We start from the raw sequence: 24,685 nt of genomic DNA on the forward strand, positions 1-24,685 counted from the left end.
ATTTTCTTTTTATATTAAATTTTTAAATTATCAGACATTTTATCTGACTTTTTGAAAAAGTTTCTGACAAATGAAATTTCACCCTTTGTGAAGAATCCAAATATTCTAAGAAATAGCAGAAATAATCCAACTCCTGACAATTTAATAATAAATTGCAGAAAATCACTATCAACTAAATTTACAAATTCAGTGATTAATATATATATTGATGCTGATATGATTATAATAATTACAACCCTTTTCCATTCATATTCCACTTTGAAATATGAACGACTGAAAAAATAAATTATCAACATTGCAACAAAATATGCAAGAATTATCGAATATGCTGAACCAATATATCCTATTTCAGGCACTAATTTCATATTTCCTGCGATATTGACAATAACAGCGGAAATTAGTGCTATTGCCGTTGCATAAGTTTTTTTGCCGATAATGGCACCAATTGAGAAGTTTACGTACAAGCCATAAAAAAAGTAAGCAATTAATATAAAAGGGATGATATGAAGTCCTTGCCAATAGATACTATTAATCAGGCTACCGCCCGGGAATGGAATCCTTACAAGATACTCCAAAAAAAATGACAGAGTCAGGAATAACATACCGGCTATTAGAGTGTAATAGGTCAGGACTCTGCCGAATAATTTTGGAGAATCACTTTCTTCGTAATGCTTTAAATAAAATGGTTGCCAAGCAAAATCAAACACAGCAACAAAAATCAGCATTGGCACAGCCAGTCTGTAATTAACTTGATAAGTAGTGATTGCAATCTCTGAATCCGTCAGAATTTTTAGGATTGGTCTGTCGGCTACTTGCAGAAATACCGATGCAAGCCCGGCGGGAAACACAGGCAGAGCAAATCGAATCATATCTTTTATCAAGGATTTATCAAAATCAAATACGAGATTTTCCAGGATGATTGGTATAAGCACTATAAATGCAAATAGATTAGCAGTTATTTGTGACCATAACGCACCTTCTGCCTGCATATCGTAATTAATGAGTAAAATCAAATGAAGTATCAATGAAGTTACAACAACTAAGAGCTTGAAAAGTGATAATCTTACAGCTTTTCTAGTTACTCTAAGAAAATTAAATGGAATGTTGGATAACACATCCAAAAAAGGTATGAAAGCTGCAAGCATTATCATATTTGAAGCGTAGGGAATATGACTGTATCCAGCAATTTCTACGAGATAGTTTGAATTCAGGATAATCAATAGTGTGACTAAGAATGCTAAAATATTTATTGCAAAGTATGAAATTGAGAATGCTTGACGCGATTGAACCTCATCATCGTGCTTGAAAAAGCGAATATATGCTGCTTCCATCCCAACCGAATAAAATACAGCCAGGATAGCAGAAAAAGATAAAAGATAAATCAGAAAATCAAATTGCGATGTAGAGAGAAAATTTGAGTAAACAGGTGTCAGCAGAAATGTAAATAGCCTTATGATAACTGAACTCATACCATAAATTATAGTATCTCCGGCAAGATTTTTTAATTTACTGAGCATTTTTATAAATGCCAAACATCATTAAACTTTTCTTTTCTATATTAATTAGTTCATCTTCAATCATAAATAATTTCGTTAGAAGACTTTTTGTTTCTTCATTTTGTTCATAGAAATTGTGGGCAATATCTTTAAGAATATGCATTAAAAGATTCCCACCATAGAACTTTTCATAAATCGGTTCGAAGTATTTTCTCAAAGCAGGTAATATGTTTTCTGAATCCACAGCTTCCGATGGATCAGATACAAACATTCTTATCAATCCGGGACCGGTAAATCTATTTTTAATTGATTTAGTTAAATATCTGGTTCTAAATTTTTCGGGAATTTCTGCTAATGTATTATTTGTATAATTTATTTGTATATCACTCCATTGAAGTCTTTTTGGTCCGATATATTCATTGACAACTAAAAACCCGTTATTTTTCAAATATTTTGAAGTTATAGATGGAAGTAATTTTACGACATTTTTAAAATGATGTAGTGAATTATCAAATAATATTACATCAAATTTTTCTTGATTAATATTCAGATTATTTACATCATTACAAATAAAAAAAATGTTGTCAAGTTTATTTTCTTTTGCCCTTAAGTTGGCACTTTTGATTCTTGAATAAGATATATCAACTCCAGTCACTTTGCTGAAAATTGGATTTGAAGCCAAATGCATTTCACGAGTTCCTTCGCCACAACCCAATGAAAGTAGCGAAACATTAGTTTTTGAATCTAAGAATTTTTCAACAAAAAATTTTTCATAAGTTATTTCGGGGTTACCGGTTATTATTTCATTCCATCGTTTGTATACTAAAGGTACACTCCACCAACCTGACCTTTGCATATCGCTTGAAAAACTTGATATTGTTCTCTTACTTGGGAATAAATTTATTTTGGATAACAAAAAAGATGAACCTCTCTGACGTATCCTTAAATAAGTTTCGATTATATCATCATATGTTATTAAATTCACTTAAATTCCGATTAAGAAAAAGAAATTCTAATTAAATTTATTCTCAATACATGATTTTACATTTTCCATATACCATTGAGGAGTGCTGGTAGCACCCGAAATGCCTACGGTTTCAGCATTCTCAAACCAAGCCCAGTCAATTTCACTCAAATCTTCCACAAAATAAGTTCTAGGATTAACTTTAAGACATGAATTATATAAACTCTTACCGTTTGAAGAATTTTTACCTGAGACAAAAATCATCACATCATTAGACTTCGCAAAATTAAGGAGTGGCTCTTCCCTACTTGTAACAGCTCTACAGGTAGTATCTCTTCCGATTAACTTACTTTCAATTTCACCCAAATCTATCAAATTATTAATTTTGGACTCTAAATACCCCTTAACTTCATGGAATAAGTGTTTATCCATAGTAGTTTGAGACATAAAAATTGTTTGACGCTCGAAATCATTAATCTGCTTAGCTTCTTCCAGAGTTTTTATTACAGTGCACTCATCATTGCAAACACCTCTGAGACCAATAACCTCAGCATGCTCTTTTTTTCCGAAAATTATAATTTTATAACCCAATTCATAATACTTTCGGACTCTGTTCTGCAGATTTGTAACAAGCGGACAAGTGGCATCAATTACATTCATTCCCAAATCAGCAGTTCTTTTGTAAGTTGACGGAGGCTCCCCGTGAGCTCTTATGATAACCTTAGCATTCTTGTCATTTTTAGCAATTTCCTCTAAGTCATCGTGTGTTATAGTTGTCAGACCTTTTTCTTCCAACCTGCTTATTTCTTTGGGATTGTGAATAATATGCCCAAGTATATAGGTTTTTGAATCATTTTTAGCAGCAAGATTTAATGTTTCTTCAGCAATATCAACTGTCCGAACCACACCCCAGCAAAATCCTGCTTTTTCATCTATCGTAACTTTCATTTATCCTACCTTTAATAAATCATTAGCCAAATTTAAGATGATTGACGTTTGTTCTTCAATTGTAATATTTGATGTATCAATTTCGATTGCATCATCAGCCTTTTTTAAAGGACTTATTTCGCGACTGCTGTCATATTTATCACGAGCTTCAATCTGCGAACTAATTTCATCAATTGATGAATCATATCCTTTGAGCTTAAGTTCCTTCATTCTCCTTTCCGCTCTGGCTTCAATAGATGCTATGAGATAAATCTTAAGCTCTGCCTGAGTAAAAACAACAGTTCCAATATCTCGCCCATCCATAACAACACCACCGGACTGCCCCATTAATCTCTGTTGCTCGACCATTTTCTCGCGGACATAAGCCATAGCACTCACCGGACTGACCAGTTTAGTTACGTCCGGTCGCCGGATATCATCACTTACGTCCCGACCATCCAAAATAGTTCTTTGCCCTAAGTCGCTTTGTCTTAACTCGATTATTATATCATCAACAACTTTGCTGACAGATTCATCATTGATATCCGTATTTGCTTCAATGCACGCAAGTGTAACAGCTCTGTACATAGCTCCTGTATCAATATAAATATATCCCAATTTTTCAGCTACAATTTTTGCCGTTGTTGATTTTCCCGAGCCTGCAGGTCCATCAATTGCAATAATAATTTTTTTCATCAATTTGAATTTAACAATGAATAAATAGTTTTCAATGAATAACTAGTATCTCCAAGGTCATTTAAAACTGCATCAGGAGCTTGAGAGTTCAACTCTTCATTCGTAAATCCGCCTGTTGCAACAGCAATTACTTTAATTCCGTTCTTTCTTGCACATTCGATATCTCTGTGCGTATCCCCGATTATAATAGTATTATGAGATGCAAATAGCTGTGTATTATAATGCTGATTGATTCTCATGATTGCTATGGGTGGCAGCATATTTCTGTCTTCAGAATCGCAACCGAAAGCACCGGTTGGAAAGTATGAGTCAAGCCCTGCAATACTTAATTTTAAATATGCATTTTCTAAAAAGTTTCCTGTTATAAGACCTAATCTGACTTCGTCATTTTCGCTAAGGGTTTTTATTAAATCAGGAACACCCGGTAGGACAGTAACATTTTCAGGTAAGGAATGCTGCTGAAACATAACAAGCATCTTTTTCCATATTTGAGGAATCAGTTCAATTGTATCCTGATATGAAATGCCAATATTTTCACTTATACTTCTTATTATCTGGAGGTCTGTCATACCGTGGAATTGAGGTATTGCTGAGTCCGGAACATCACGACCAAAAAGCTCTTTGAGCATTTCAGCAAATAACTGCTTGGCTATTCCATGCCTGAAATTTAAAATTGTACCATCTATGTCAAACAAAACAAGATATTTCATTATTTGAAAATTGTAAGAATTAAATAATGCATAAGACGTCTTAGTTTAACTAAGTATTTTTAATATTGAAAAACTTATAATATTTATGTTCATAAAAAAAGTTTGATTTATTTTCAAATATTATCAATTTTTATAAAAGAATTAGATTAATATTTTATATTTTTGTATATGTAATTTTTATGATTTTAAGGAGTTATTTTATAATGTCAAAACCACATCATCTCACAGATGCAGAATTTGAAAATGTAGTAATTAAATCAGATATTCCAGTATTAATTGACTTTTGGGCTGCATGGTGCGGACCTTGCCGTTTGATTGCACCAATAGTTGACGAAATGGCTGGAGAATATGAAGGCAAAGCCAAAATTTGCAAACTTGATGTTGATAACAACACCCAGGTAGCAAGTAAATATGGCATCCGCTCAATTCCTACTATTCTCATTTTCAAAAACGGTGAAGTAGTTGACCAGATAGTAGGTGCTGTTCCTAAAGCCCAAATAGTTGACAGATTGCAATCTCATTTATAATAAGGTTTAGAAATGTTCCGACCTGAATTATTGAAAGATGACGAAATCGCCGATTTATTGTCGGATTTCCCTTTTTGGAAAAAGGAAAATACATTAATTGTAAAAGAAATAGCCGCGTCTAACTTTGCCGCGGCTATCGGTATTGTCAACTCTGTAGCTGTTCTTGCAGAAAAAGCCGACCATCACCCTGACATACTAATTTACGGATGGAACAAAATTCGTATAATGTTATCTACTCACGATAAAGGTGGTCTTACAAAATTGGACTTTGAATTAGCTAAAAAAATTGATGAATTAAATTTTTAATAATATAAAAAATTGGAAAATAGAATGAGTTCTTTAATAACTGATGTCTATGCACGTGAAGTGCTTGATTCTCGCGGTAATCCGACTGTAGAAGTTGAAGTTTTACTTGAAGATGGCTCGATGGGACGAGCAATTGTTCCTTCAGGAGCAAGTACAGGTGAGCATGAAGCCCACGAGTTACGAGATGGCGACAAAGGCCGCTACCTCGGAAGAGGGGTGCTTAAAGCCGTAGATAATGTAAATGAGACTATTGCAGACGCCTTAGAAGGTATAGATGCTGCAGAGCAGTCGCAAATTGATAATATTCTCCTCGAACTTGACGATACTGATAACAAATCGAATTTAGGTGCTAATGCTATATTAGGTGTGTCACTTGCCTGTGCAAAAGCTGCTGCCGAGTTTCACATGCTTCCTTTGTACAGTTATATTGGTGGTATTCGTGCAAATACACTTCCTACTCCTATGATGAATATACTCAACGGCGGCAAGCACGCCGATAATACAGTTGACATTCAGGAATTTATGATTATGCCTGTTGGTGCAGAAACTTTTTCTGAAGCATTAAGAATGGGTACTGAAGTATTCCATAATCTGAAAAATGTTTTAAAATCTAAAGGTTACAGCACTTCAGTTGGAGATGAAGGTGGTTTTGCCCCATCACTTAAATCAAACGAAGAAGCATTTGATGTCATACTTGAAGCTATTGAAGCAGCCGGTTACAGACCTAATGATGATATTTTGCTTGCAATTGACACTGCCGCAAGTGAAATGTATGAAGATGGCAAGTATAAAATGTTCAAATCATCGGGTGATTTGCTTACTGCTGATGATATGATTAATTGGTATGTTGAACTTGTTAACAAGTATCCGCTAATATCTATTGAAGACGGTCTTGGCGAAAACGACTGGGAAGGCTGGAGCAAACTTACTCTCGCTCTTGGTAATAAAATTCAAATTGTTGGCGACGACTTATTTGTAACAAATCCAAATTTCTTAGGTCGTGGCATTTCTGAGCATATAGCTAATTCAATATTGATTAAAGTTAATCAAATTGGTACTTTGACTGAAACACTTGATACTATTAGTCTTGCACAAAGATACGGCTATTCAAACGTAATTTCACACCGTTCAGGCGAAACAGAAGATACAACAATTGCAGATATTGCTGTTGCTACAAATGCAGGTCAGATTAAAACAGGAGCTCCAAGCCGCACAGACAGAGTTGCTAAATATAATCAGTTACTCAGAATTGAAGATATGCTTGGACCTGAAGGCATTTATGCAGGCAGAAGTATTTTTAACAGACAATAATATATGAATAATTAATTAGAGTAAGAGAATGATTAAATTTGGAACAGACGGCTGGCGCGGACTTATTGCAAGAGATTTTACTTTTGAAAATGTTCAGAAAGTGGCATTAGCAACTGCCCGTTATCTGAAGAATAAATTCGGTGAGGATAATTTGAATGTCGTCATTGGGTATGATACAAGATTTCTTTCACGGCAGTTTGCAGAAGAAACCGCTTTAGTACTTGCTTGGCAGGGCATTAAAGTTCAGTTGACTGATGGAGTTTCATCTACTCCTCAGGTTTCTTATCATACTAAACAAAAGAATGCTTCTCTTGGAATTGTAATTACCGCAAGCCATAACCCTCCTATTTATAATGGTTACAAGGTTAAGGCTAATTTCGGTGGTCCTGCTAAACCTGAAGATATTACAGAACTTGAAGTTGAACTCAAAAAACTCTGGAATAAACCGCCTCAGTTTAAAATGAAAACTTTGAAAGAGTATATCAAACTGGGTTATATCAAAATTTTTGATGCAAAAGAATCTTATCTGAGATACATCAAAAAGAAAATTGATATTGAAGCTATTCAAAATTCAGGTTTCAAAATTCTTTTTGATCCCATGCACGGAGCAGGAATTGACACTATTCATAAACTTCTGCCTGGCGCAAGTGAAATTCATGGTGAATACAATCCATCTTTCGGTGAAATTGACCATCCTGAACCTATTGCTGAATGTTTGGGTACTTTGGCAGCGAAAGTTGTCGAAGGTAAATTCGATATTGGTGTTGCTTTAGATGGTGATGCTGACAGACTTGGGCTGATGGACCACGAAGGTAATTTTGTTGATTCGCATAAAATCTTCATGATTATGCTAAAATATCTTTATGAAGTCAAAAAGAAACGCGGTGCTGTTGCCAAGACTGTATCACTCACTACAATGGTAAATCTGTATTGTGAAAAGAAGAAGATTCATCTTTTTGAAACTGCTGTAGGATTTAAGCATATTGCAAAACTGATGGTAGAGGAAAAAATCTTAATTGGTGGTGAAGAATCAGGCGGATTAAGCTCGATTGTTCATATACCTGAACGTGATGGATTATTCAATTCTCTGATGATACTTGAAATTATGGCTGTCCGCAAAAAATCTTTGAAAGAGCTGTGTGATGAGCTTGACGAAGAATTTGGCGTTCACCGTTTCAGCCGCAGAGATGTAACAGTTACAGAGGAATTGAAAGAGCAGATTCTGAAAGCGGCGGGCTCTAATCCAACACAATTGGGTAAATATCCTGTCATCGGTACAAATTTCACAGATGGTTTTAAATTCTTTGTGGATAAGGGCTGGCTTTTGATTCGTGCATCCGGCACCGAGCCATTGATAAGATTCTACGCTGAAGCTGATTCAGTCACCAAAGTTGAAGAACTTCTTGACTCCGGAATGAAACTGAAGTAATTCATTCCATTATTTAATGCATATCAGACTCCGAACTTTTCTATTTAAGGTTCGGAGTTTTTTAAAATATGCCTATTTAAAAAACAATTTGCAACTTATTTCAATCTTGTGCATCTATTTGTTTGGACAGAAAATTACAGGACAAAAATTGTTTTGAATTCCAAAGAAAAACAGGAAAAATTCTTAGAGTTGTTTCATGCTTTAAATGATTCACTCTATATGTATGCACGGGCTTTGGCAAAGAATAGCGAAGACGCTGAAGACCTTGTTAGTGATACTATTCTTGTCTGTTATGAAAAATTTGATAATCTTAGAGATTTAACCGGATTCAAAGGATACGTTTTTAAGACAATCAGGAGCTTACACAGGCAAAAATACCGCAGGTCGTGGCTTTTTGGATTCTTCGATGAAAAAAGTTCTGATAATATCGTTTCTTCAGAACCGGCACCTGATTTACCATACGATATTGGCATTTTATACAAAGAAATAAACAATTTACCCGAATTGCAAAAGGAAGCGGTGGTATTATTTGAAATTTCGGGGTTTTCGATTAGGGAAATCATGCAAATACAAGGTGGTACTGAATCAGGAGTGAAATCAAGAATAAAACGAGGAAAAGAGAAGCTAAGGTCATTGATGATGGTTCACCATTCTGATAAGGATTTTTTAGTATTTGCTGAACGAAGCGAAGAGGTAGAAAAATGAATTTTAATAATAAATCTTTAGAAAGCTATTTTAAATCTGCAAGGAATCATAAATCACCGATTACCGATGAGAAAATGCGACATCTTATCGAAAACAGTGATAATTTTCCTTCATCGAATTTTATTAACAAACGAAAAGGAATCCTGACTATGACTTTATCATCATTAATTATTGCCGGACTGATTTATTTCGGTCTGAATACCACATCTTTTGAGAATATTTCAAATGTTCAATCAAATATTGAGATAACTTATGACCATAATATTAGCAACAAACTGAATGTGGAACATCAATCAGCAGCTCATTCAGAAATACCAATTGAATACGAACAAACTACAAATGACGCTACTAAAACTTTGCAGAAGGAATACAATCAAAACGATAAAATTCAGGGATTAAATTCTATAACTTTAAATGAAGATTATTTAGAAGTGTTTGGTGTTTCAATTGATACAAAAAATCAAAATGGAGAAATAATTACAGGTATTGGATTCAGCACAAAAATGAGTCCAACAGCTGCGATTTATTCAGTGTACACACTATCTCACGGCTCTACACACAGATTTGACAAAATTACTGAAAATGATACAACAAAGCATATCAGATTGGCTCCTGAAGCATTAACAAACTTTAAAGGAGGGATTTATTTATATTCAAGTAATATTTTTATCGAGAGTAATGAGTTAGACGAGTTTTTTCCGTTTAGAAGTGAGTTTAATGATTTTATGAATATTAACTTTCATTCTTCGATAAGTGAATTTATAATTCCGGAAAATATTAAATTGAATTTAAGTAAATTACAAAGTATTTTCAAAGAATTTTCTTTTAAGAATGACGGTCAAGATGAAATCAACAATGAAATAAAATTACTGCTCACCAAAATGAATGAATATTTCCAAAAAATCAAAGTGGATTTATCATTCAAGGATACGAGTTCAACTTCAAAACATGATATGACATTTACATTTTTTAAAGATGAATCCAACAAAGACAGTTTGTCAAATGAAGATATCAAATACTACGATGACTTAGGTAGCAATGTTCAATTTGTTCAGCATCCGGTTAGAATGATTGATTTTCTGAAAATTGATTATCCCGTACTTTCGGCTAAAGTTGAATTAATTAATGAGCAGTTTCAAAATTACGTTTTCTCCAACAAAATGGTAGCTATCGAAATTCCCACAAATAAAGATAAAACAGAAGGTTTTATATTTTGGTACAAACCATCTCAGGAGCTTATTGAATTGCTACCGGCTAAATACAGCAAACAACTCGCAAAGGAATTTAAATTACTTGAAAAGGAAGAAGCTATATGCGGTGCTGATATTAACGTAGAAGAAACATACCTTGATATTTGGAGAACTTGTAGTGGTTCAATTGAGAATTTGAGAGTTTTCCCAAATCCTGTGGAAACTGAACTCACAGTCAAGTTTGATTTAAAAGAATCAAGAAATATTCAAATTTCAATATATGATTTGGAAGGTAATAAAATCATGGATTTGAAAAAAGCCGGCTATAATTCTGGGATTAATACTGAATTTCTTGACTTGACAAAATTAGTTCCGGGAATTTATATAATAGCTGTTCAAAGTAACAATAATGAAATTACAATGCAAAGAATCATAAAAAAATAACGAAAGCTTCTGAAATATAAAACAAAAAAAAAAGCCCTCATCATAATCCGGTGAGGGCTTTTTCATTAAAAAATATTTTATCTTATTATAGCAAGTGATTTAAGTTGAAGTCTTAGAAATTGATTTAACTGCTTAGAATTTTTGAAATGGTATGCTAAATCACTGTCCAAATTGATGGGAACTGTTTTTCGTAGAGGATTATCAATTTGTTTCAATTTGGAGAAATCAATTTCCAATGGCAACTCATCATTCAAATCCACATCCTGTTCAATGTTTGGATTTGAATTTTTTTGTATAATCTTTTTGGAATTATTTTTCATGATAATTTTTCTCCTTTTTTGTTGCCTTTCTTGAACTTATAATTCTAACCTTTTGTTCTCTCATAGTGAAATTGACGATAAGCAAAGTATTTGATTTTGAATAACCTCTAACAATATATCTCAATTCATTTTGGGAATGGAAAATATCCTAATATACTGCGAATGGGTCGTCAAATACAGTAGCGGCATCTACAAAGCTAACTCCATGCTTGTTGAAGTTTGATTCAGCTTTCGCTATATCCCATTCAAATTCGTACAATTATCCACCCAAAAATATTAAAAATAAACATTTTCATGATAATAACAAAATTATTTGAAAGAATATAGGTTTTGAATGATATGTTTGGATTATCCAATATTATATATTTTTGCTTTATAGGGTTATTTCAGTTTTCGGAGTTAATGTCTTGGATTGTGCCATTAATCAGTATTTTTTGCAAGCCGACTTTATTGCCATAATTGCAATTTTGAGCAAGTAATATCTAAAATGGGAAAGAAGCTGTTGGATATTTCAGCTCAAATTTCTAAGGATTAGTTGGGCATCGGCATAATTTTCCGCAGTATTTATATTATAGAAAAAGTGCGGATGATAGAATGGCAATTCAGTAATTTCAACAACCTTTGAGTTTGTATTCTCGAGCAAATCCCGCATAGATAATTTTACTTTTGGCTTGTCATCAATTTTTACATCATTAACCATTTGCTCAATTTTGGGAATTATTTTCTTTGAATAGAATCCAAACAGATATTGATTTCTTCCATTTTCAGAAAAAATAATAATATCATGCTGAAACAAATTATCTTTCAAAAACATGATTGCATCAGGATTGAAAAACGGGATGTCGCCACCAATAATAAAGCTATTGTATGTTTTGGAATTTGAAAGTGCGGAATGTATCCCTGCAATTGGTCCTATTGATTGAATTATATCTTTATATACTTGGCAATCCGGAATATAGACATTTTTAGAATTGCTGATAATTAAAATATTCGAAAAAATTTCAGAAATTTTAGAATGAATATACTCCGGTAAGTTGCTATTAGCGAAAGGTAACAGCAACTTATCGGTTTTCATTCGGGTGCTTTTCCCGCCTGCAATAATAAAGCAGTCAAAATTAAGCATTGATTACTGATTACCTAAAATATCGTCAACCCATGTCATTGCCATCATCATAGCAGGCATTCCAAGAGTTGGAAGTGCAAGAAGGACAGTCTGACGGATTTCTTCGGCATTACAGCCGGCTGTTAACGCTTTTCTTACGTGGGCATGAACTGCACCTTCAAGACGACCACCAATTGCAAGAGAAAGCTTAATCAAACTACGGGTTTTATTATCCAAAGGTCCCGCATTGTGAACGGATGAACCAAGCTCTTCATAAGCTTTCATCACTTCAGGGTAATTTTTGCCAAAATCTGTGAATTGTTTTGGAATAGTATCCATAATGTAATTCCTTAATTATTAAATGGTTTATATATTTTGTAATCGTTAACAAAATGTTCCAAACATTTTGCAAGTTCTGTATAAAAGTCATTAATTGGAAATTCGTATATTTTTTTGCAGAAAATTGGAATCCAAACTGCAAAATGTTTATTGAAAAATTCAGTTTCACGCTCGTAGAAAAACTTCATTTGCTCTAAATCATTATTATTGATGCTTTCAAGCAAATGAAAATTGAGATGATACAAAAATTCTAATTCTATAACTAAATGGTCAGGCATATCCTTCATTTCTTCGTCATAGCCGACACCTGTTTCATTATAAAATCTGAGAACCCATTCGGTAGTGTCATTCATTAATGTTCTCTCGCCAAAATATACAGAACTATAAGGATGAGCTATTGCCTCAAATGGTCCCATGAAAATTTTTGTATAATCAGCAAGATTTTCTATTTCACTTTTTTGATTATAAAGTTCATTTAGTTTTGTAGCACTTTCAAATGCATTATCCGAAAAGTCTTTTAGTGCATTTTGAAGGTGTATATAAATATCTTTACCGGCAAGAATATCATTTTCGGGCTGACAGAATAATGCTGTTAGGATATTTATTGCCTGAATTTTTTTTGTGATTAATTCCATAATCAATATTTTTATGAATAAATAAAAAACCGTCAAAGTCATTTGCATACTTTGACGGCATTCAAATGAAATATTGTTATCTTGAGATTACAATATTTACTGTTTCAGTATGCGAGCCGGCTCTGCTGCTAAATTTCATAATCCAATGCAGTTACAAGAGAGTCATCAGTTTCAGGAATTAGGGTAATCAATCGTGACCATTTAAAGTTGTATCAGGTAAGAATTGGGTCAACAACCTAAAGAAGTAGATACTTAACATTATCGAAGTCATAATCCCTACATTTGAAGTATCTTTATGTTTAAATTGTACTTCCTTTCTCAGCTATGGAGTAAGCACAATAGTAACTTTTGTCATATCGGTAATTGCATCATAAGATATCATATTCTCTTTACTTTTCTTAATTGGATAATTATTTTCAAAATCCCGATTATAAACTGAAACAGAATAGTTATAAGTAAATGAAAAATCATCCTTTGTCAGAATAAATTCTGCTTCCAACTCACCTGTTACAGGATTTATTTTGTAAGGAATTCCTGTTTCGGTTTTGAAAAACAAATTCAGTTTATTATATACTCCAAAGCTATTAGAACCAATAGACTTTTCCTCTGATAACTGATTTATATGTAATGTATTGGTAGCTGAGTGAATTATAAAAATTGCTGCAAATCGTGAATAATATGGAGCATATTTATCTCCTGTCAAAATAACTTTGCAAAATTTAACAAGATTATTAAAATTAATTTCTTCATTACATTTACTAACAAATGGAGGCGACGCGTTATCAACAGCAAGTATAAATTCTAAATTTAAATTCTTTTCTAAATCATTCGTATCAATTCGCTTGATGGTATAATCGGGATTATACCACTCAACAATTTCGTTGGTTCCAATTTGCAGATTTTCAATTTTCACATTACCTGTCCGAAAATTAAATTCAGCATTATCTTTGAAAAAAAACTCGATAATTTCAATATCGTTTAATGATTCCACTTCAACAGTATCAGGAATATGCGCCAATGTAAATGGATGTGCTATAAAACGAAAACCTCCATCAGAACTAAAGATTTGAGGTGTTTCACTGAAATTATTATTAAATGGTTTGCTTAAAAATATCTCGTTATTAAACATAATAAATGGATATTTAATGAATTCTGAAAAAGCATTTTTTTGTATCAAAATAACATAAAATCCGTCTGATAAACTTTTAACAGGCAGATTCAAATTATTAACACCATCTTGAAGATTCAAATTATTCTTTGCAATTTCTTTGCCGCCAATATCTACGATAATGAGCCTGCCCAAATTTATGCCGGTATTATAAATAGTTAGATTAAAACAACTTTGAGAAAAATTTATATCCATCAAATTCAAACCATTTTTGATTTTATTATCTTGTTTAATACTTGTTAAAATTAATTCTTCTTTATTAATCACATTATTAAAAAAATCAAGCGTATATCCGGTTTGATAATTAGTTATTTCCAACTTCTTTATTGATTTTGGTATTTGATTTGAATGCGATTTAGCTCTGTAAGAAAAACCGTTGAATTCTATAAGCTCACTCTGTGAAAAGAGATTATAGGAAAAAAAGCATAAAATCAATATAACAAAACAAATATTGGAAATCATTTTTTTTGACTTTTCCATTTTCATTTCCATTATTAATTGTCAATTATCAAAAGTAAGTATTTTTCTTGTAATAAAAAAAAAGAATAGTTGAAAATCATAATATTTAAAAATGATTATTATTAATTTGAATAATATAATGCGGAAACCGGCTATTTTATTTAAATTGCCGATACAAAAAAGCTCTAATACTTGTGAGTACTACAGTAAAACTCTATTTTTCAATTAGTCCTCTACCTTTTTTTATAATCAACTCTTCGTTTTTCAATTTGATGAATAAAGCATCTAAAACACCGTTGACAAAATAACCGCTTTTGTTAGTAGAGTATTTCTTGGCTATATCAATAATTTCGTTGATGGTAACTTTGGGAGGAATTTCTTCAAAATACTGAAATTCGGCACGTGCAATATGAATTAAAATTCTGTCAATTAGATTTATTCTTTCCAACTCCCAGTTATTCGACATACCTTTGATTCTTTCGTCAGTATCCATTGATGAAATCAGGACTTTTTCAATCAAATTCTTTAGGAAATTCAGGTCACCGGATGACCATTTAATTGGAATATCTGCTTCGAGTTCAAATACTTCCTCAGGTTTGAGAATTTTATCTTTAAGAATTTCTTCAACTTCATCTCCAAAATTGAATTCTCTGTCAACAGAGTGGGATATAATGGTTTCGAGGTCAGACTTGGATAGCATGTATGCAAAAAGAATTTGCAGAACTTTTTCTCGGGCAAGCCTTCTGCTGCCTCTGACAACTTTCGTCTTACTTAATGGATATATATTCGATAAATCTTCAGTCACTTTATTCGTTTTATGTTAAGGAACACCAAAATTTTAAACACGAATATTCATTGATAATAGTTTGTATATCATGTTTATTTAAATATTTATTTATTTTTTTTAATGTAAATAAGTGATTATATTTGTAAATTCTTAATTAAGTATTTGAGATTTTTATTTATAGAAAATTCATTAAGCAATATATATTTGAGAAATCATGAAAAAACTTGTACTTGTTATGTTTATATTCTCAAGCTTAGGTTTGCAGTCTGAGTCCGATAGTCTTAAGAGCACTTACGGATTTTACATTAATTTTTTGCTTAATCTTCATGATGCTGATTTCAGCCGCATTCCTGACTGTCCCAGCTGCTCTCCGGGCTTCAGGACAGGTTTGGGCTTTGGTCCGGCTTTTGGTCTGCTATACGAGTACCCGCTTAAAAGAAATTATTCCATAGGAGCAAGAGCATCATTCCAAAATATAAGCGGACTTCTGAAAGCAAGTGAAATTACAACAGTTATAGTTAATAGTCAGGATGTAACAGGGGAGTTTGAGCATACAATTGACGGTAGTTTGACTATTGCGGGACTTGAGCCTTATTTTCTGTACAAGCTCAATGATAATATTAGCCTTTCATTAGGATTAAATTTTTCGACATTAATTTCAAAAGATTATTCGCAGAAGGAACAGATTGTTCGCCCAGCAAACATAGGAACTTTTGTTGATGAAAATGGAAACGATACATTCAGCCGGACAAGAAACGAGTTTTCAGGAGAACTTCAGGCTGCCTCAAGCATCTTCATAGCACCTGTTATCGGAGTTTCATACAAATTCCCATTAAATAATAAAGGTACATGGAATGCTCATCCTGAGTTGAGTTATCAACTTGGCATAACTAATATTGTTGATGACCCGCTTGTAAACCGCTGGACTGTAAACTCGCTCAGAGCAGGTATTGCAATAAAATATACGCCTGAATACCGCAAACCCAAAATTAGGCAATATGAAAAAATTGAAAAAATTGATACTTTATACTTAGAAAATGAATTAATAACATCTAACCAATTTAAATCGGGACAAGCACTTTTAACAAAATCAGTTGATGAAAACGATGATTTTATAATTGAAACTGAAAAAATATTTCGTACTGATACAATTTTCAGTCCACGTAGTTATGCTCTTTCTGCAACTATATCTGCTGTTGGGCTGACAGATGATTTTGAAGAAGTGCCTAAACCAAAATTTGTTATTGAGGAATTTTCTACTTCAAGACTTCAACCGTTACTGAATTACATTTTTTTTGATTCTCTGAGCAGTGAAATTAATCCAAGATATTCACAATTAAGTAAAAACGAAGTCAGCAGATTCAGTATGGATTCATTATTTGATTCGGATGTTATTAGCACATATCACCAACTCCTGAACATTATCGGCAAGAGAATGATTGAATTCCCTGAAGCAAATATCACTCTCATTGGTTGCAATGACGGCTTGATAGAAAAAGATTATGGCGATTTGTCAGCACTCAGAGCTGAATCTATAAAAAAATATTTAACTGAAATATGGAATATTTCTGATAGTAGAATTATGATAACAGCACAGAACTTACCAGAAAAAGCCTCAACCCCTATAACTGATCATGAAAAAGCGCAGGAAAACAGGCGTGTTGAAATTAATTCCAATAATCCTGAAATAACAAAACCAGTTTTTGCGACGTATAATTTTAGGACAACAAGTATTCCGGGAATTAGATTCAAGCCGGATATTAATTCCGAAGCCGGTTTGAAAAGCTGGGAAATTGATGTAACTCAAGATAATTTCACACTTAAAAGATTTAATTTTGGGGAAGGATTTATGGAAAGTGTTGACTGGATGCTTGACGAAGACAAACGTAGTATTCCTGTTTTGGATAAACCTCTTGAATTTACTCTTACTGCATACGATATTAAATCAAACAAAGCAGTATCTGACAAGGGCATAATCGAAATTGAGCAAATTACTGTTCAGAAAAAACGAACTTCAGGTGTGGCAGATAAACAAATTGACAATTATAGTTTGATACTTTTTGATTTTGATAAATCTGATATCAGCTTCAATAATAAAGAGATTATTGGTTTTGTTAAAAGCCGACTAAACGCTGACTCAAAAGTTGAAATTACAGGCTATACTGACAGAACCGGAGATGATACGTACAACAAGCGTCTTTCAGAGCGTAGAGCCTCTACTGTGAATGGAGAACTGAAACATAAGGGAAGCACATTCAAGGGCATTGGAAAAGAAATTCTCCTTTATGATAATGATTTTCCAGAAGGCAGATTTTATTGCAGAACTGTAAATATTAGAGTAGAAAACGAAATTAAGTGATTTATCGGAAATATTTTTATATTTTTGTACCGGTTGCTTTGATACATTATTTAAAACTATAAAGATATAAGATGATAGCAAGTTTGAACGGTAAATTAATAAGCAGAAGTACCACTGCTGCTGTCGTAGAATGCGGCGGTGTAGGGTATTTTGTAAATGTGTCAATAGCAACATCCGATAAATTGCCTGAAATCGGACAGAATGTTTTTTTACTTACAGTTTTCCAAATGCGGGAAGATGCAGTAAACCTGTATGGATTTTCATCAGAAAGTGAGCGTGAAGCTTTCAATATGCTGACTTCAGTATCAGGTATAGGTGCAAAAACATCATTAGGAATACTTTCATCTGTATCACCCGAATCACTTTCAAATTTCATAATTAACCAAAATCTGCCGGCACTTCAGAAAATGCCAGGTATTGGTAAAAAAACAGCTGAGAGACTTTGCTTTGAGCTTCGCGACAAAGCAATTAATCTCTTAGGTTCCGACAGTTCAATTAGTCCGGTTACCCCGAATCAGGCAATTGTCAATGAATCAGTTGCTGCTCTGATTGCTCTCGGATATAACAAAAATACTGCCGAAAAAGCTGTGAAATCTGCTCAAAGCTCAATTTCAGGCGAACTTAAAATTGAAAATCTTATAAAAGTTGCTTTAAAATATACGATGAATTAATATGCTTATAATTCCATCATTTGAACTCGAAAATGGCGTTTGTACGCAATGTATCAGCGGTGAACCCGGCACCGAATCGTTATACACAGAATTGCAGCATAAACCTGAAGAACTTATCAAGCTACTTCGCAGAGAAAATTTTAAAGCACTGCATATAATTGACAAAGACTCACTTATCCATGGTAAAGAAATTGATTTTGGACTAATTCAAAAAATTACCAGTGCTGTTGATATTCCGGTTGAGCTTCATGCTGATTTCAAAAGCCTGACCGACTGCAGTCTTGCCTTCGAAGCAGGGCTTTACAGGCTTGTTTTGAGCAATGAACTTCTTGCAGATGTGGAATGTTGTCGTGAAATTATAGCTGAATTCAAACCTTCCAGAATTTGTTTTGCCGTAATTATAGAATCAGGTAACCTTTATAACGAAAAATTACGTAATATTTTTTCTCCACAGGAATTATTGGAAAATCTTCAAAAATCCGACGCAAAAAGGATACTTATAGGTACGAATGAAAGTATATACTTACATTCTGATTTTGACAGATCAATTTTTGATATTATTGCAAATAATCATAATATCAAATTTACTTTGTATGGTGGTATAAATACACCTGAATTACTTTGGGAAATAAATTCTAAAAAAACAGTCAATATTGACTCTGTAATTATTGGTCAGGCAATATTCAGCAATGCTTTTCCATGTCAAAAAATATGGCGTTTGATAGAAGCTGAATTAGAAAAATAATAAAAATCTTACTTTTTCGATAAATCATTTTTATTACCAAAGATTTTTTTCGTATTTTGCAATGTTTTTTAGTGCAAAAAGAGAAAATCTAAATTTTTTTTGTATTTTTCAATTTGAAATTAATTAGTATTGGAGCTTAACCTGATGCCTCATATTTTCATAGATGGTAAGAAAATTGAAACAAAGCCGGGTAAAACTATCATTGAAGCAGCCTACGATAACGGATTTCAGGTGCCGCACTTTTGTTGGCATCCGGAGCTTTCTGTTGCAGGGAACTGCCGAATGTGCCTTGTCGAAGTTGGTATGCCGAAGAGACTTCCCGACGGTTCGAACGAAGTTGACGACAATGGTAATCCCGTAGTTACTTATTTCCCTAAACTTCAGATTGCTTGTGGAACTCCGATTACTGATGGTATGTATGTAAATCTTAATAAACCAAAAGTAATCGAAGCTCAGGAAGCTGTAATGGAATTCCTTTTGATTAATCACCCGCTGGATTGTCCTATTTGTGATGAAGCCGGAGAGTGTAAACTTCAGGAGTACGCTTTCAACCATTCTTCCGGTAAGAGCAGATTTGAAGAAACAAAAAATCACAAAGATAAACGCCAGAAATGGGGTCCAAACGTAATGTATGATGCTGAGCGTTGTATTTCTTGCTCACGCTGCATACGCTATGCTAAAGAAGTAGCTAAGCAGGATGTTCTTACATTCGTACAGAGAGGCGACCATGTTACTATTAAGCTTTCCGAAGGGACTGAATTTGATAATCCATATTCAATGAATGTTATTGAAATATGTCCTGTTGGTGCTCTAACAAGCCCTGACTTCAGATTCAAATCAAGAGTTTGGGATATGAGTTTCAATGATTCGATATCTTTTGCAGATTCAACAGGAAGTAATACAAAATTAGGCGTTCGTAATAATGAAATTCTCCGCGTTCAGCCACGGACCAATATGTTTATCAATAAATATTGGCTAAGTGATGATGCCAGATTAAATCATTACGAATTTGTCAATAAAAACAGAATTTCCGAGCCTTCAATCAAAGTTGATGGTTTGAATCAGGTCGTTTCGTGGCAGGAAGCATATCAGGAAACTGCCAAAAGATTAGGGAAATTCAAATCAAATGAAGTATTTTTCTTGTCTTCTGCTAAGGCTACAAACGAAGATAATTATATATTTCAGAAATTTGCCCGTCAGATATTTAAATCTTCTAATATTGACTTTTTAACGCATATTGACAAATCTTTTGAAGATAAGTTCCTTGGTGTTGCCGACAGGACACCGAATACAAACGGTGCTATCGAAACCGGTGCAAAATCTATTGAAGGAAGCCTTAAAGCTGCTGACCTTGCCGAATTGATTGACAGCGGCAGAATCAAAGCATTATTTGTAATGGAAGAGGATTTCAGAAATCACGAGCATATAATCGGACACCTTGAGAAATTGGATTTATTGGTTGTGATGTATTACAACAATAATAAGATTACTGAAATTGCCGATATTGTGCTTGCAGCTTCTACCTATGCAGAAATTGAAGGTACCTACACAAATAAAGACAAGCGTGTTCAGCACTTAACACCTGCACTTATTACGAAAGAAAATTTGCGGTTTATGGGTATGAAAATGAGTCGCTTGGATAAATTCGGGGCTTTCAATGACAGGTGGACACAGCATGAAGCCAGAAATTGCAAACAATCATGGAGAATTATCGCCGGAATTGCAAATGCAATGGGAGCAGCATGGAAGTATGCAAATTCTGAAGCCGTATTTGACGAAATTGTTGAAAAAATTCCGTCATTCAAATATATGAGTTATGATAAATTAGACTTACATCAGGGATTGGTTTTAAACAGAGCCGACAGACCTGACAATGTTATGCACATTTATGAATCTCATGTGATGAAACCAGATTAAGAATATTAACAATAAATTTTTATAGAATAATATGCCCGAAATACTTTGGATTGTAATTGAAGCATCAGTCAAAGCGCTTGCATTAGTTGCAGGTATTCAGCTTATGGCTGCTCTGAATGTATATCTTGAGAGAAAAATTTCTGCATTTGCGCAGGGACGTATAGGTCCAAATCGTGTAGGACCTTTTGGAACTTTGCAACCTTTTGCAGATGTATTCAAATTATTTATGAAAGAAGATATTGTGCCAAAAAATGCTGATAAATTTTTTCATGCATTGGCACCTGTTCTTTCGTTAAGTATAGCTATTGCAGTTTGGGCTGTGATTCCTTTTTCAAGCTATATTCAAATCGGTGATAGAATCATATATTTAGGTATAGCACCCGATATAAATATCGGTTTACTTTACATACTGGCTATGACATCAGTTGGTGTTTACGGGATTACACTTGCCGGCTGGTCGTCAAATAATAAATATTCGCTTTTGGGTGGACTACGTTCAGCTGCACAGATGATTTCTTACGAACTATCTATGGGGCTTGCTTTAGTCGGAGTTGTTCTCATTACAGGTTCTCTTGCAATGAATGATATTGTAAATGACCAGGTAAACAACTGGGGTGGCTGGAGATGGAATATATTCATACAGCCTGTTGGTTTTATAATATTCCTCATTGCATCATTTGCGGAGACAAATCGTGCTCCGTTTGACCTTCCTGAAGCAGAGCCTGAACTTGTCGGTGGTTTCAATACTGAATATTCCGGTATGAAATTCGGTATGTTTTTCCTTGCTGAATACGCAAATATGACAACTTCGGCTGTTCTTATCGTTTTGATATATCTTGGCGGTTGGGCATTACCTGTACCCCCTGAAACTTTAGGACTTGAGCAGGGCTCAATTCTCCTTGCAGCAGCACATTTTGGAGTATTCTTTGCAAAAGTGCTATTACTACTTTTCTTCTTCATTTGGGTCAGATGGTCAATTCCAAGATTCCGTTATGACCAGCTGATGAATTTAGGTTGGAAAGTATTGCTACCACTTGCATTGTTGAATGTATTAGTAACAGCACTTGGAGTAATTTTTCTTAAATAATTAATATTTAACAAAAACGGTTGAATCAGAACAAACCGAAAATAAGTTAAGTTAAATAAATGGAAAAGGTTGTGTTATGAATAACACTAAAAATACAGAATCTGAAAGAATGAATTTTTGGGAAAAATTATATATTCCCGAGATAGCACGTGGCCTTGGCTTGACTTTAGCCGAGATGTTCAAACCCAAGTTTACAAGACAGTATCCTGAAGAACGTTGGGAGCCTGAAGGTTCTTACCGTGGAAGACCTGTTCTAGTAAATGAAGAATCCGGCGAACGTTGTGTTGCTTGTGGATTGTGCTCCAGAGTTTGCCCGGCGCTTGCTATTGAAGTGCAGGCAGGGGAAACCGAACGTGAAAAAGAAAGGTTCCCTACTAAATTTGAAATTAATATGCTCAGATGTATTTATTGCGGATTCTGCGAAGAAGTTTGCCCTGAAGAAGCAATTGTTATGAGCAAAGACTACGAACTTGTGTTCCAAAGTCAGGATGATGCAATTATGGACAAAGAAAAACTTCTTGTACCTGTTGCACAACTTCAGGACAGACTTGAGTTTCTAAGACAATACAGATAATAATATTTTTGGAAACTTCACTTTTGAACTAATAATTTAGGGTGAAGTTTTTAATATTTCTAATAAATCAATGGAGTTTGTGATGAAAATCAGAAACATAATTCTATTTTTTGCGGCTGCTTTTTTATTAAGTTCGTGCAGCGAAACCAATCAGGATATTTCAAAGGATGTTACAGCTATGGATACCGAATACAAAGCTTTTTACGATGAAATAACGGGTGAAATCAGCAAGGCATATACAGATATGGCTCTTGCTTATTTTGATGCATCTACAAACAGTAACCCTGAGAATTGGGAAAAAGTTAATCAATACGATGTTGCTTTGAATGCGATTCTTTCAAATAAAGATACATTTGAAAAAATTAAATGGTATAAGGATTCTGCTACTATTAAGGATGAACTTCTCAGTCGCTCTTTGGATTTAATTTATCTTGATTTCTTGTCAAAACAAATTGATACTGCTAAACTCAACCAACTGTCAAAAATGCAGAGCGAAATTGAGCTTAAATACTCAGGTTTCCGTGCTAAAGTCGGCTCTAAAGTTTATGATGACAACCAAATTGAAGAAGTATTAAAAACATCATCAAACCAAAAATTACTCAAAGATATTTGGGAAGCTCATAAAAATATTGGACCACTTGTTAAAGATGATATTATAAATCTTGTCAAACTTCGTAATGAAGTTGCCCGAGAGCTCGGTTTCAATAATTATCATGAAATGTCACTCAAGTTGTCAGACCAAAATCCTGAAGATATTTCCAAGCTTTTCGACGAATTAGATGCTTTGACAAAAGATGAGTTCATGAAGCTCAAAACTGAGATTGATGCTATGCTGACAGCTAAGCACAAAATTCCAGCCGAAAAGTTAATGCCATGGCACTATCAGAACCGCTATTTTCAGGAAGCTCCAAAAATTTATGAAGTTGACCATGATTCATTCTACAAAGAGCGCGATGTAGTTAAGCTTACCGAAGATTATTTCCGCTCAATCAATCTTCCAATTGAAGATTTAGTTGCTAAAAGTGATTTGTATCCAAGAGAAAATAAAAATCAGCATGCTTATTGCATCAATATTGACAGAGATAAAAGAGATATTCGTGTGCTTTGCAACGTAACAAATAATGCTCGTTGGATGGAAACAATGCTCCATGAGTATGGTCATGCTCTTTATGAAAATCATTATGCAGACGACTTGCCTTGGGGACTTAAATCTCCTGCTCACATTTTTACAACTGAAGCTGTTGCGATGATTTTTGGCAGATTTGCTCTAAACCCAACATGGATGCAGGATATGCTCGGTATTTCAGATGAGCAGAAAGAAGCAATTGCAGAGGAAAGCCGCAAGATGCTTAAACTTCAGCAACTTGTATTCAGCCGTTGGTCACAGGTTATGTACAGGTTCGAAAAATCTATGTATGCCGACCCTGACCAGGATTTGAATAAATTATGGTGGGATTTGGTCGAGCAGTACCAAATGATTAAGCGTCCCGAAGGTCGCGATATGCCTGATTGGGCTACAAAAATCCATATTGCAACTTCACCTTGCTACTATCATAACTATCACCTTGGAGAGCTTCTGGCTTCTCAGCTATTTTTTACAATCAGCGAGAAAGTTTTGAATGTTGACCCTGCTTCTAATCCAAGTTTCCATGGAAAACCTGAAGTCGGTGATTTCTTCATAAAGAAAATATTCAACCCCGGAACCCGCTACCAGTGGAATGATATGATTGAACGTGCTACAGGTGAAAAACTTACTGCTAAGTATTACGCTAAGCAATTCGTAGAAAATTAAATTGTAAATAATTTGCATTTACTTC

At 33.9% G+C, this 24,685-nt stretch carries 24 protein-coding genes and 1 pseudogene; 13 read left to right on the plus strand and 12 right to left on the minus strand.

Translation table 11 applies throughout. The features are described 5' to 3' along the window. Window positions 1–14: 14 nt before the first annotated feature. From KF896_05830 to KF896_05850, 5 genes are read right to left on the minus strand one after another with little or no spacing between them, the layout of a single operon-like run. Window positions 15–1,517 carry an oligosaccharide flippase family protein gene (locus KF896_05830; protein MBX3043218.1) on the minus strand — a complete coding sequence of 501 codons (1,503 nt, stop codon included), beginning with the start codon at window positions 1,515–1,517 and terminating at the stop codon, window positions 15–17. After that, complete coding sequence (locus KF896_05835) at window positions 1,507–2,481, minus strand: class I SAM-dependent methyltransferase (protein MBX3043219.1); 975 nt, start codon at window positions 2,479–2,481, stop codon at window positions 1,507–1,509. Before KF896_05835 ends, KF896_05830 begins: the two co-directional genes overlap by 11 nt. 27 nt (window positions 2,482–2,508) lie before the next feature. After that, window positions 2,509–3,408 carry a 4-hydroxy-3-methylbut-2-enyl diphosphate reductase gene (locus KF896_05840; protein MBX3043220.1) on the minus strand — a complete coding sequence of 300 codons (900 nt, stop codon included), beginning with the start codon at window positions 3,406–3,408 and terminating at the stop codon, window positions 2,509–2,511. Next, complete coding sequence (cmk, locus tag KF896_05845) at window positions 3,409–4,086, minus strand: (d)CMP kinase (protein MBX3043221.1); 678 nt, start codon at window positions 4,084–4,086, stop codon at window positions 3,409–3,411. It lies immediately after the preceding gene. Next, window positions 4,083–4,793, minus strand: coding sequence for an HAD hydrolase-like protein (locus KF896_05850; protein MBX3043222.1), 711 nt, complete (start codon window positions 4,791–4,793; stop codon window positions 4,083–4,085). The genes cmk and KF896_05850 overlap by 4 nt, the downstream gene beginning before the upstream one ends. Window positions 4,794–4,996: 203 nt before the next feature. On the opposite strand from KF896_05850, the gene trxA reads away from it, so the two are divergent. The 6 genes from trxA (at window position 4,997) to KF896_05880 (ending at window position 10,705) form a co-directional block, all read left to right on the plus strand. Then, a complete protein-coding gene (gene trxA / locus KF896_05855; GenBank protein MBX3043223.1) occupies window positions 4,997–5,320 on the plus strand; it encodes a thioredoxin in 324 nt (107 codons plus the stop codon). 12 nt (window positions 5,321–5,332) lie between these two features. Beyond that, window positions 5,333–5,626: a 4a-hydroxytetrahydrobiopterin dehydratase gene (locus tag KF896_05860; GenBank protein MBX3043224.1), complete on the plus strand. Its 294-nt coding sequence runs from the start codon at window positions 5,333–5,335 to the stop codon at window positions 5,624–5,626. A 24-nt stretch (window positions 5,627–5,650) separates the two neighbouring features. Then, a complete protein-coding gene (gene eno, locus KF896_05865; GenBank protein ID MBX3043225.1) occupies window positions 5,651–6,937 on the plus strand; it encodes a phosphopyruvate hydratase in 1,287 nt (428 codons plus the stop codon). A gap of 28 nt (window positions 6,938–6,965) precedes the next feature. Continuing rightward, window positions 6,966–8,366 carry a phosphoglucomutase/phosphomannomutase family protein gene (locus tag KF896_05870; GenBank protein MBX3043226.1) on the plus strand — a complete coding sequence of 467 codons (1,401 nt, stop codon included), beginning with the start codon at window positions 6,966–6,968 and terminating at the stop codon, window positions 8,364–8,366. 153 nt (window positions 8,367–8,519) lie between these two features. Beyond that, complete coding sequence (locus KF896_05875; GenBank protein MBX3043227.1) at window positions 8,520–9,071, plus strand: RNA polymerase sigma factor; 552 nt, start codon at window positions 8,520–8,522, stop codon at window positions 9,069–9,071. Beyond that, on the plus strand, window positions 9,068–10,705 hold the full coding sequence (locus tag KF896_05880; protein ID MBX3043228.1) for a T9SS type A sorting domain-containing protein: 1,638 nt from the start codon (window positions 9,068–9,070) through the stop codon (window positions 10,703–10,705). Before KF896_05875 ends, KF896_05880 begins: the two co-directional genes overlap by 4 nt. Window positions 10,706–10,782: 77 nt before the next feature. Here the strand turns inward: KF896_05880 and KF896_05885 are convergent, their stop codons facing one another. The 7 genes and pseudogenes from KF896_05885 to nusB all read right to left on the minus strand — a co-directional run bounded on the left by KF896_05885 (window position 10,783) and on the right by nusB (window position 15,428). Continuing rightward, a complete protein-coding gene (locus tag KF896_05885; GenBank protein MBX3043229.1) occupies window positions 10,783–11,025 on the minus strand; it encodes a hypothetical protein in 243 nt (80 codons plus the stop codon). Beyond that, window positions 11,015–11,284, minus strand: a pseudogene (locus tag KF896_05890) (BrnT family toxin). Before KF896_05890 ends, KF896_05885 begins: the two are co-directional and overlap by 11 nt. A gap of 252 nt (window positions 11,285–11,536) precedes the next feature. Next, the gene (locus tag KF896_05895) at window positions 11,537–12,100 is read right to left on the minus strand and encodes a molybdenum cofactor guanylyltransferase (GenBank protein MBX3043230.1); all 564 of its coding nucleotides are present in this window, start codon (window positions 12,098–12,100) and stop codon (window positions 11,537–11,539) included. 51 nt (window positions 12,101–12,151) lie between these two features. Next, window positions 12,152–12,466 (minus strand): carboxymuconolactone decarboxylase family protein, encoded by a 315-nt coding sequence (locus tag KF896_05900; GenBank protein ID MBX3043231.1) that lies wholly within the window; start codon window positions 12,464–12,466, stop codon window positions 12,152–12,154. An 11-nt stretch (window positions 12,467–12,477) separates the two neighbouring features. Next, window positions 12,478–13,101: a molecular chaperone TorD family protein gene (locus tag KF896_05905; protein MBX3043232.1), complete on the minus strand. Its 624-nt coding sequence runs from the start codon at window positions 13,099–13,101 to the stop codon at window positions 12,478–12,480. Window positions 13,102–13,423: 322 nt separating this feature from the next. Beyond that, window positions 13,424–14,749 (minus strand): hypothetical protein, encoded by a 1,326-nt coding sequence (locus KF896_05910; protein MBX3043233.1) that lies wholly within the window; start codon window positions 14,747–14,749, stop codon window positions 13,424–13,426. A 193-nt stretch (window positions 14,750–14,942) separates the two neighbouring features. Further along, window positions 14,943–15,428, minus strand: a complete 486-nt coding sequence (gene nusB / locus KF896_05915) for a transcription antitermination factor NusB (protein ID MBX3043234.1) — start codon at window positions 15,426–15,428, stop codon at window positions 14,943–14,945. A 1,936-nt stretch (window positions 15,429–17,364) separates the two neighbouring features. Here nusB and KF896_05920 point away from each other — a divergent pair. From KF896_05920 to KF896_05950, 7 genes are all read left to right on the plus strand, one after another. Next, entirely contained in the window at window positions 17,365–17,874 is a 510-nt protein-coding gene (locus KF896_05920; GenBank protein MBX3043235.1) for an OmpA family protein, read from the plus strand. Window positions 17,875–17,945: 71 nt separating this feature from the next. Continuing rightward, window positions 17,946–18,545, plus strand: a complete 600-nt coding sequence (ruvA, locus tag KF896_05925) for a Holliday junction branch migration protein RuvA (protein MBX3043236.1) — start codon at window positions 17,946–17,948, stop codon at window positions 18,543–18,545. A 1-nt stretch (window position 18,546) separates the two neighbouring features. Next, window positions 18,547–19,290, plus strand: a complete 744-nt coding sequence (locus KF896_05930; GenBank protein ID MBX3043237.1) for a hypothetical protein — start codon at window positions 18,547–18,549, stop codon at window positions 19,288–19,290. 144 nt (window positions 19,291–19,434) lie between these two features. After that, a complete protein-coding gene (locus KF896_05935; protein ID MBX3043238.1) occupies window positions 19,435–21,207 on the plus strand; it encodes a molybdopterin-dependent oxidoreductase in 1,773 nt (590 codons plus the stop codon). 31 nt (window positions 21,208–21,238) lie between these two features. Then, the gene (nuoH, locus tag KF896_05940; protein ID MBX3043239.1) at window positions 21,239–22,294 is read left to right on the plus strand and encodes an NADH-quinone oxidoreductase subunit NuoH; all 1,056 of its coding nucleotides are present in this window, start codon (window positions 21,239–21,241) and stop codon (window positions 22,292–22,294) included. A 76-nt stretch (window positions 22,295–22,370) separates the two neighbouring features. After that, entirely contained in the window at window positions 22,371–22,868 is a 498-nt protein-coding gene (locus KF896_05945; GenBank protein ID MBX3043240.1) for an NADH-quinone oxidoreductase subunit I, read from the plus strand. 82 nt (window positions 22,869–22,950) lie between these two features. After that, window positions 22,951–24,660: a M2 family metallopeptidase gene (locus tag KF896_05950; GenBank protein ID MBX3043241.1), complete on the plus strand. Its 1,710-nt coding sequence runs from the start codon at window positions 22,951–22,953 to the stop codon at window positions 24,658–24,660. Window positions 24,661–24,685 lie beyond the last annotated feature (25 nt).

It is taken from the genome of Ignavibacteriota bacterium (assembly GCA_019637995.1).
GTDB lineage: Bacteria > Bacteroidota > Ignavibacteria > Kapaibacteriales > UBA2268 > JANJTB01.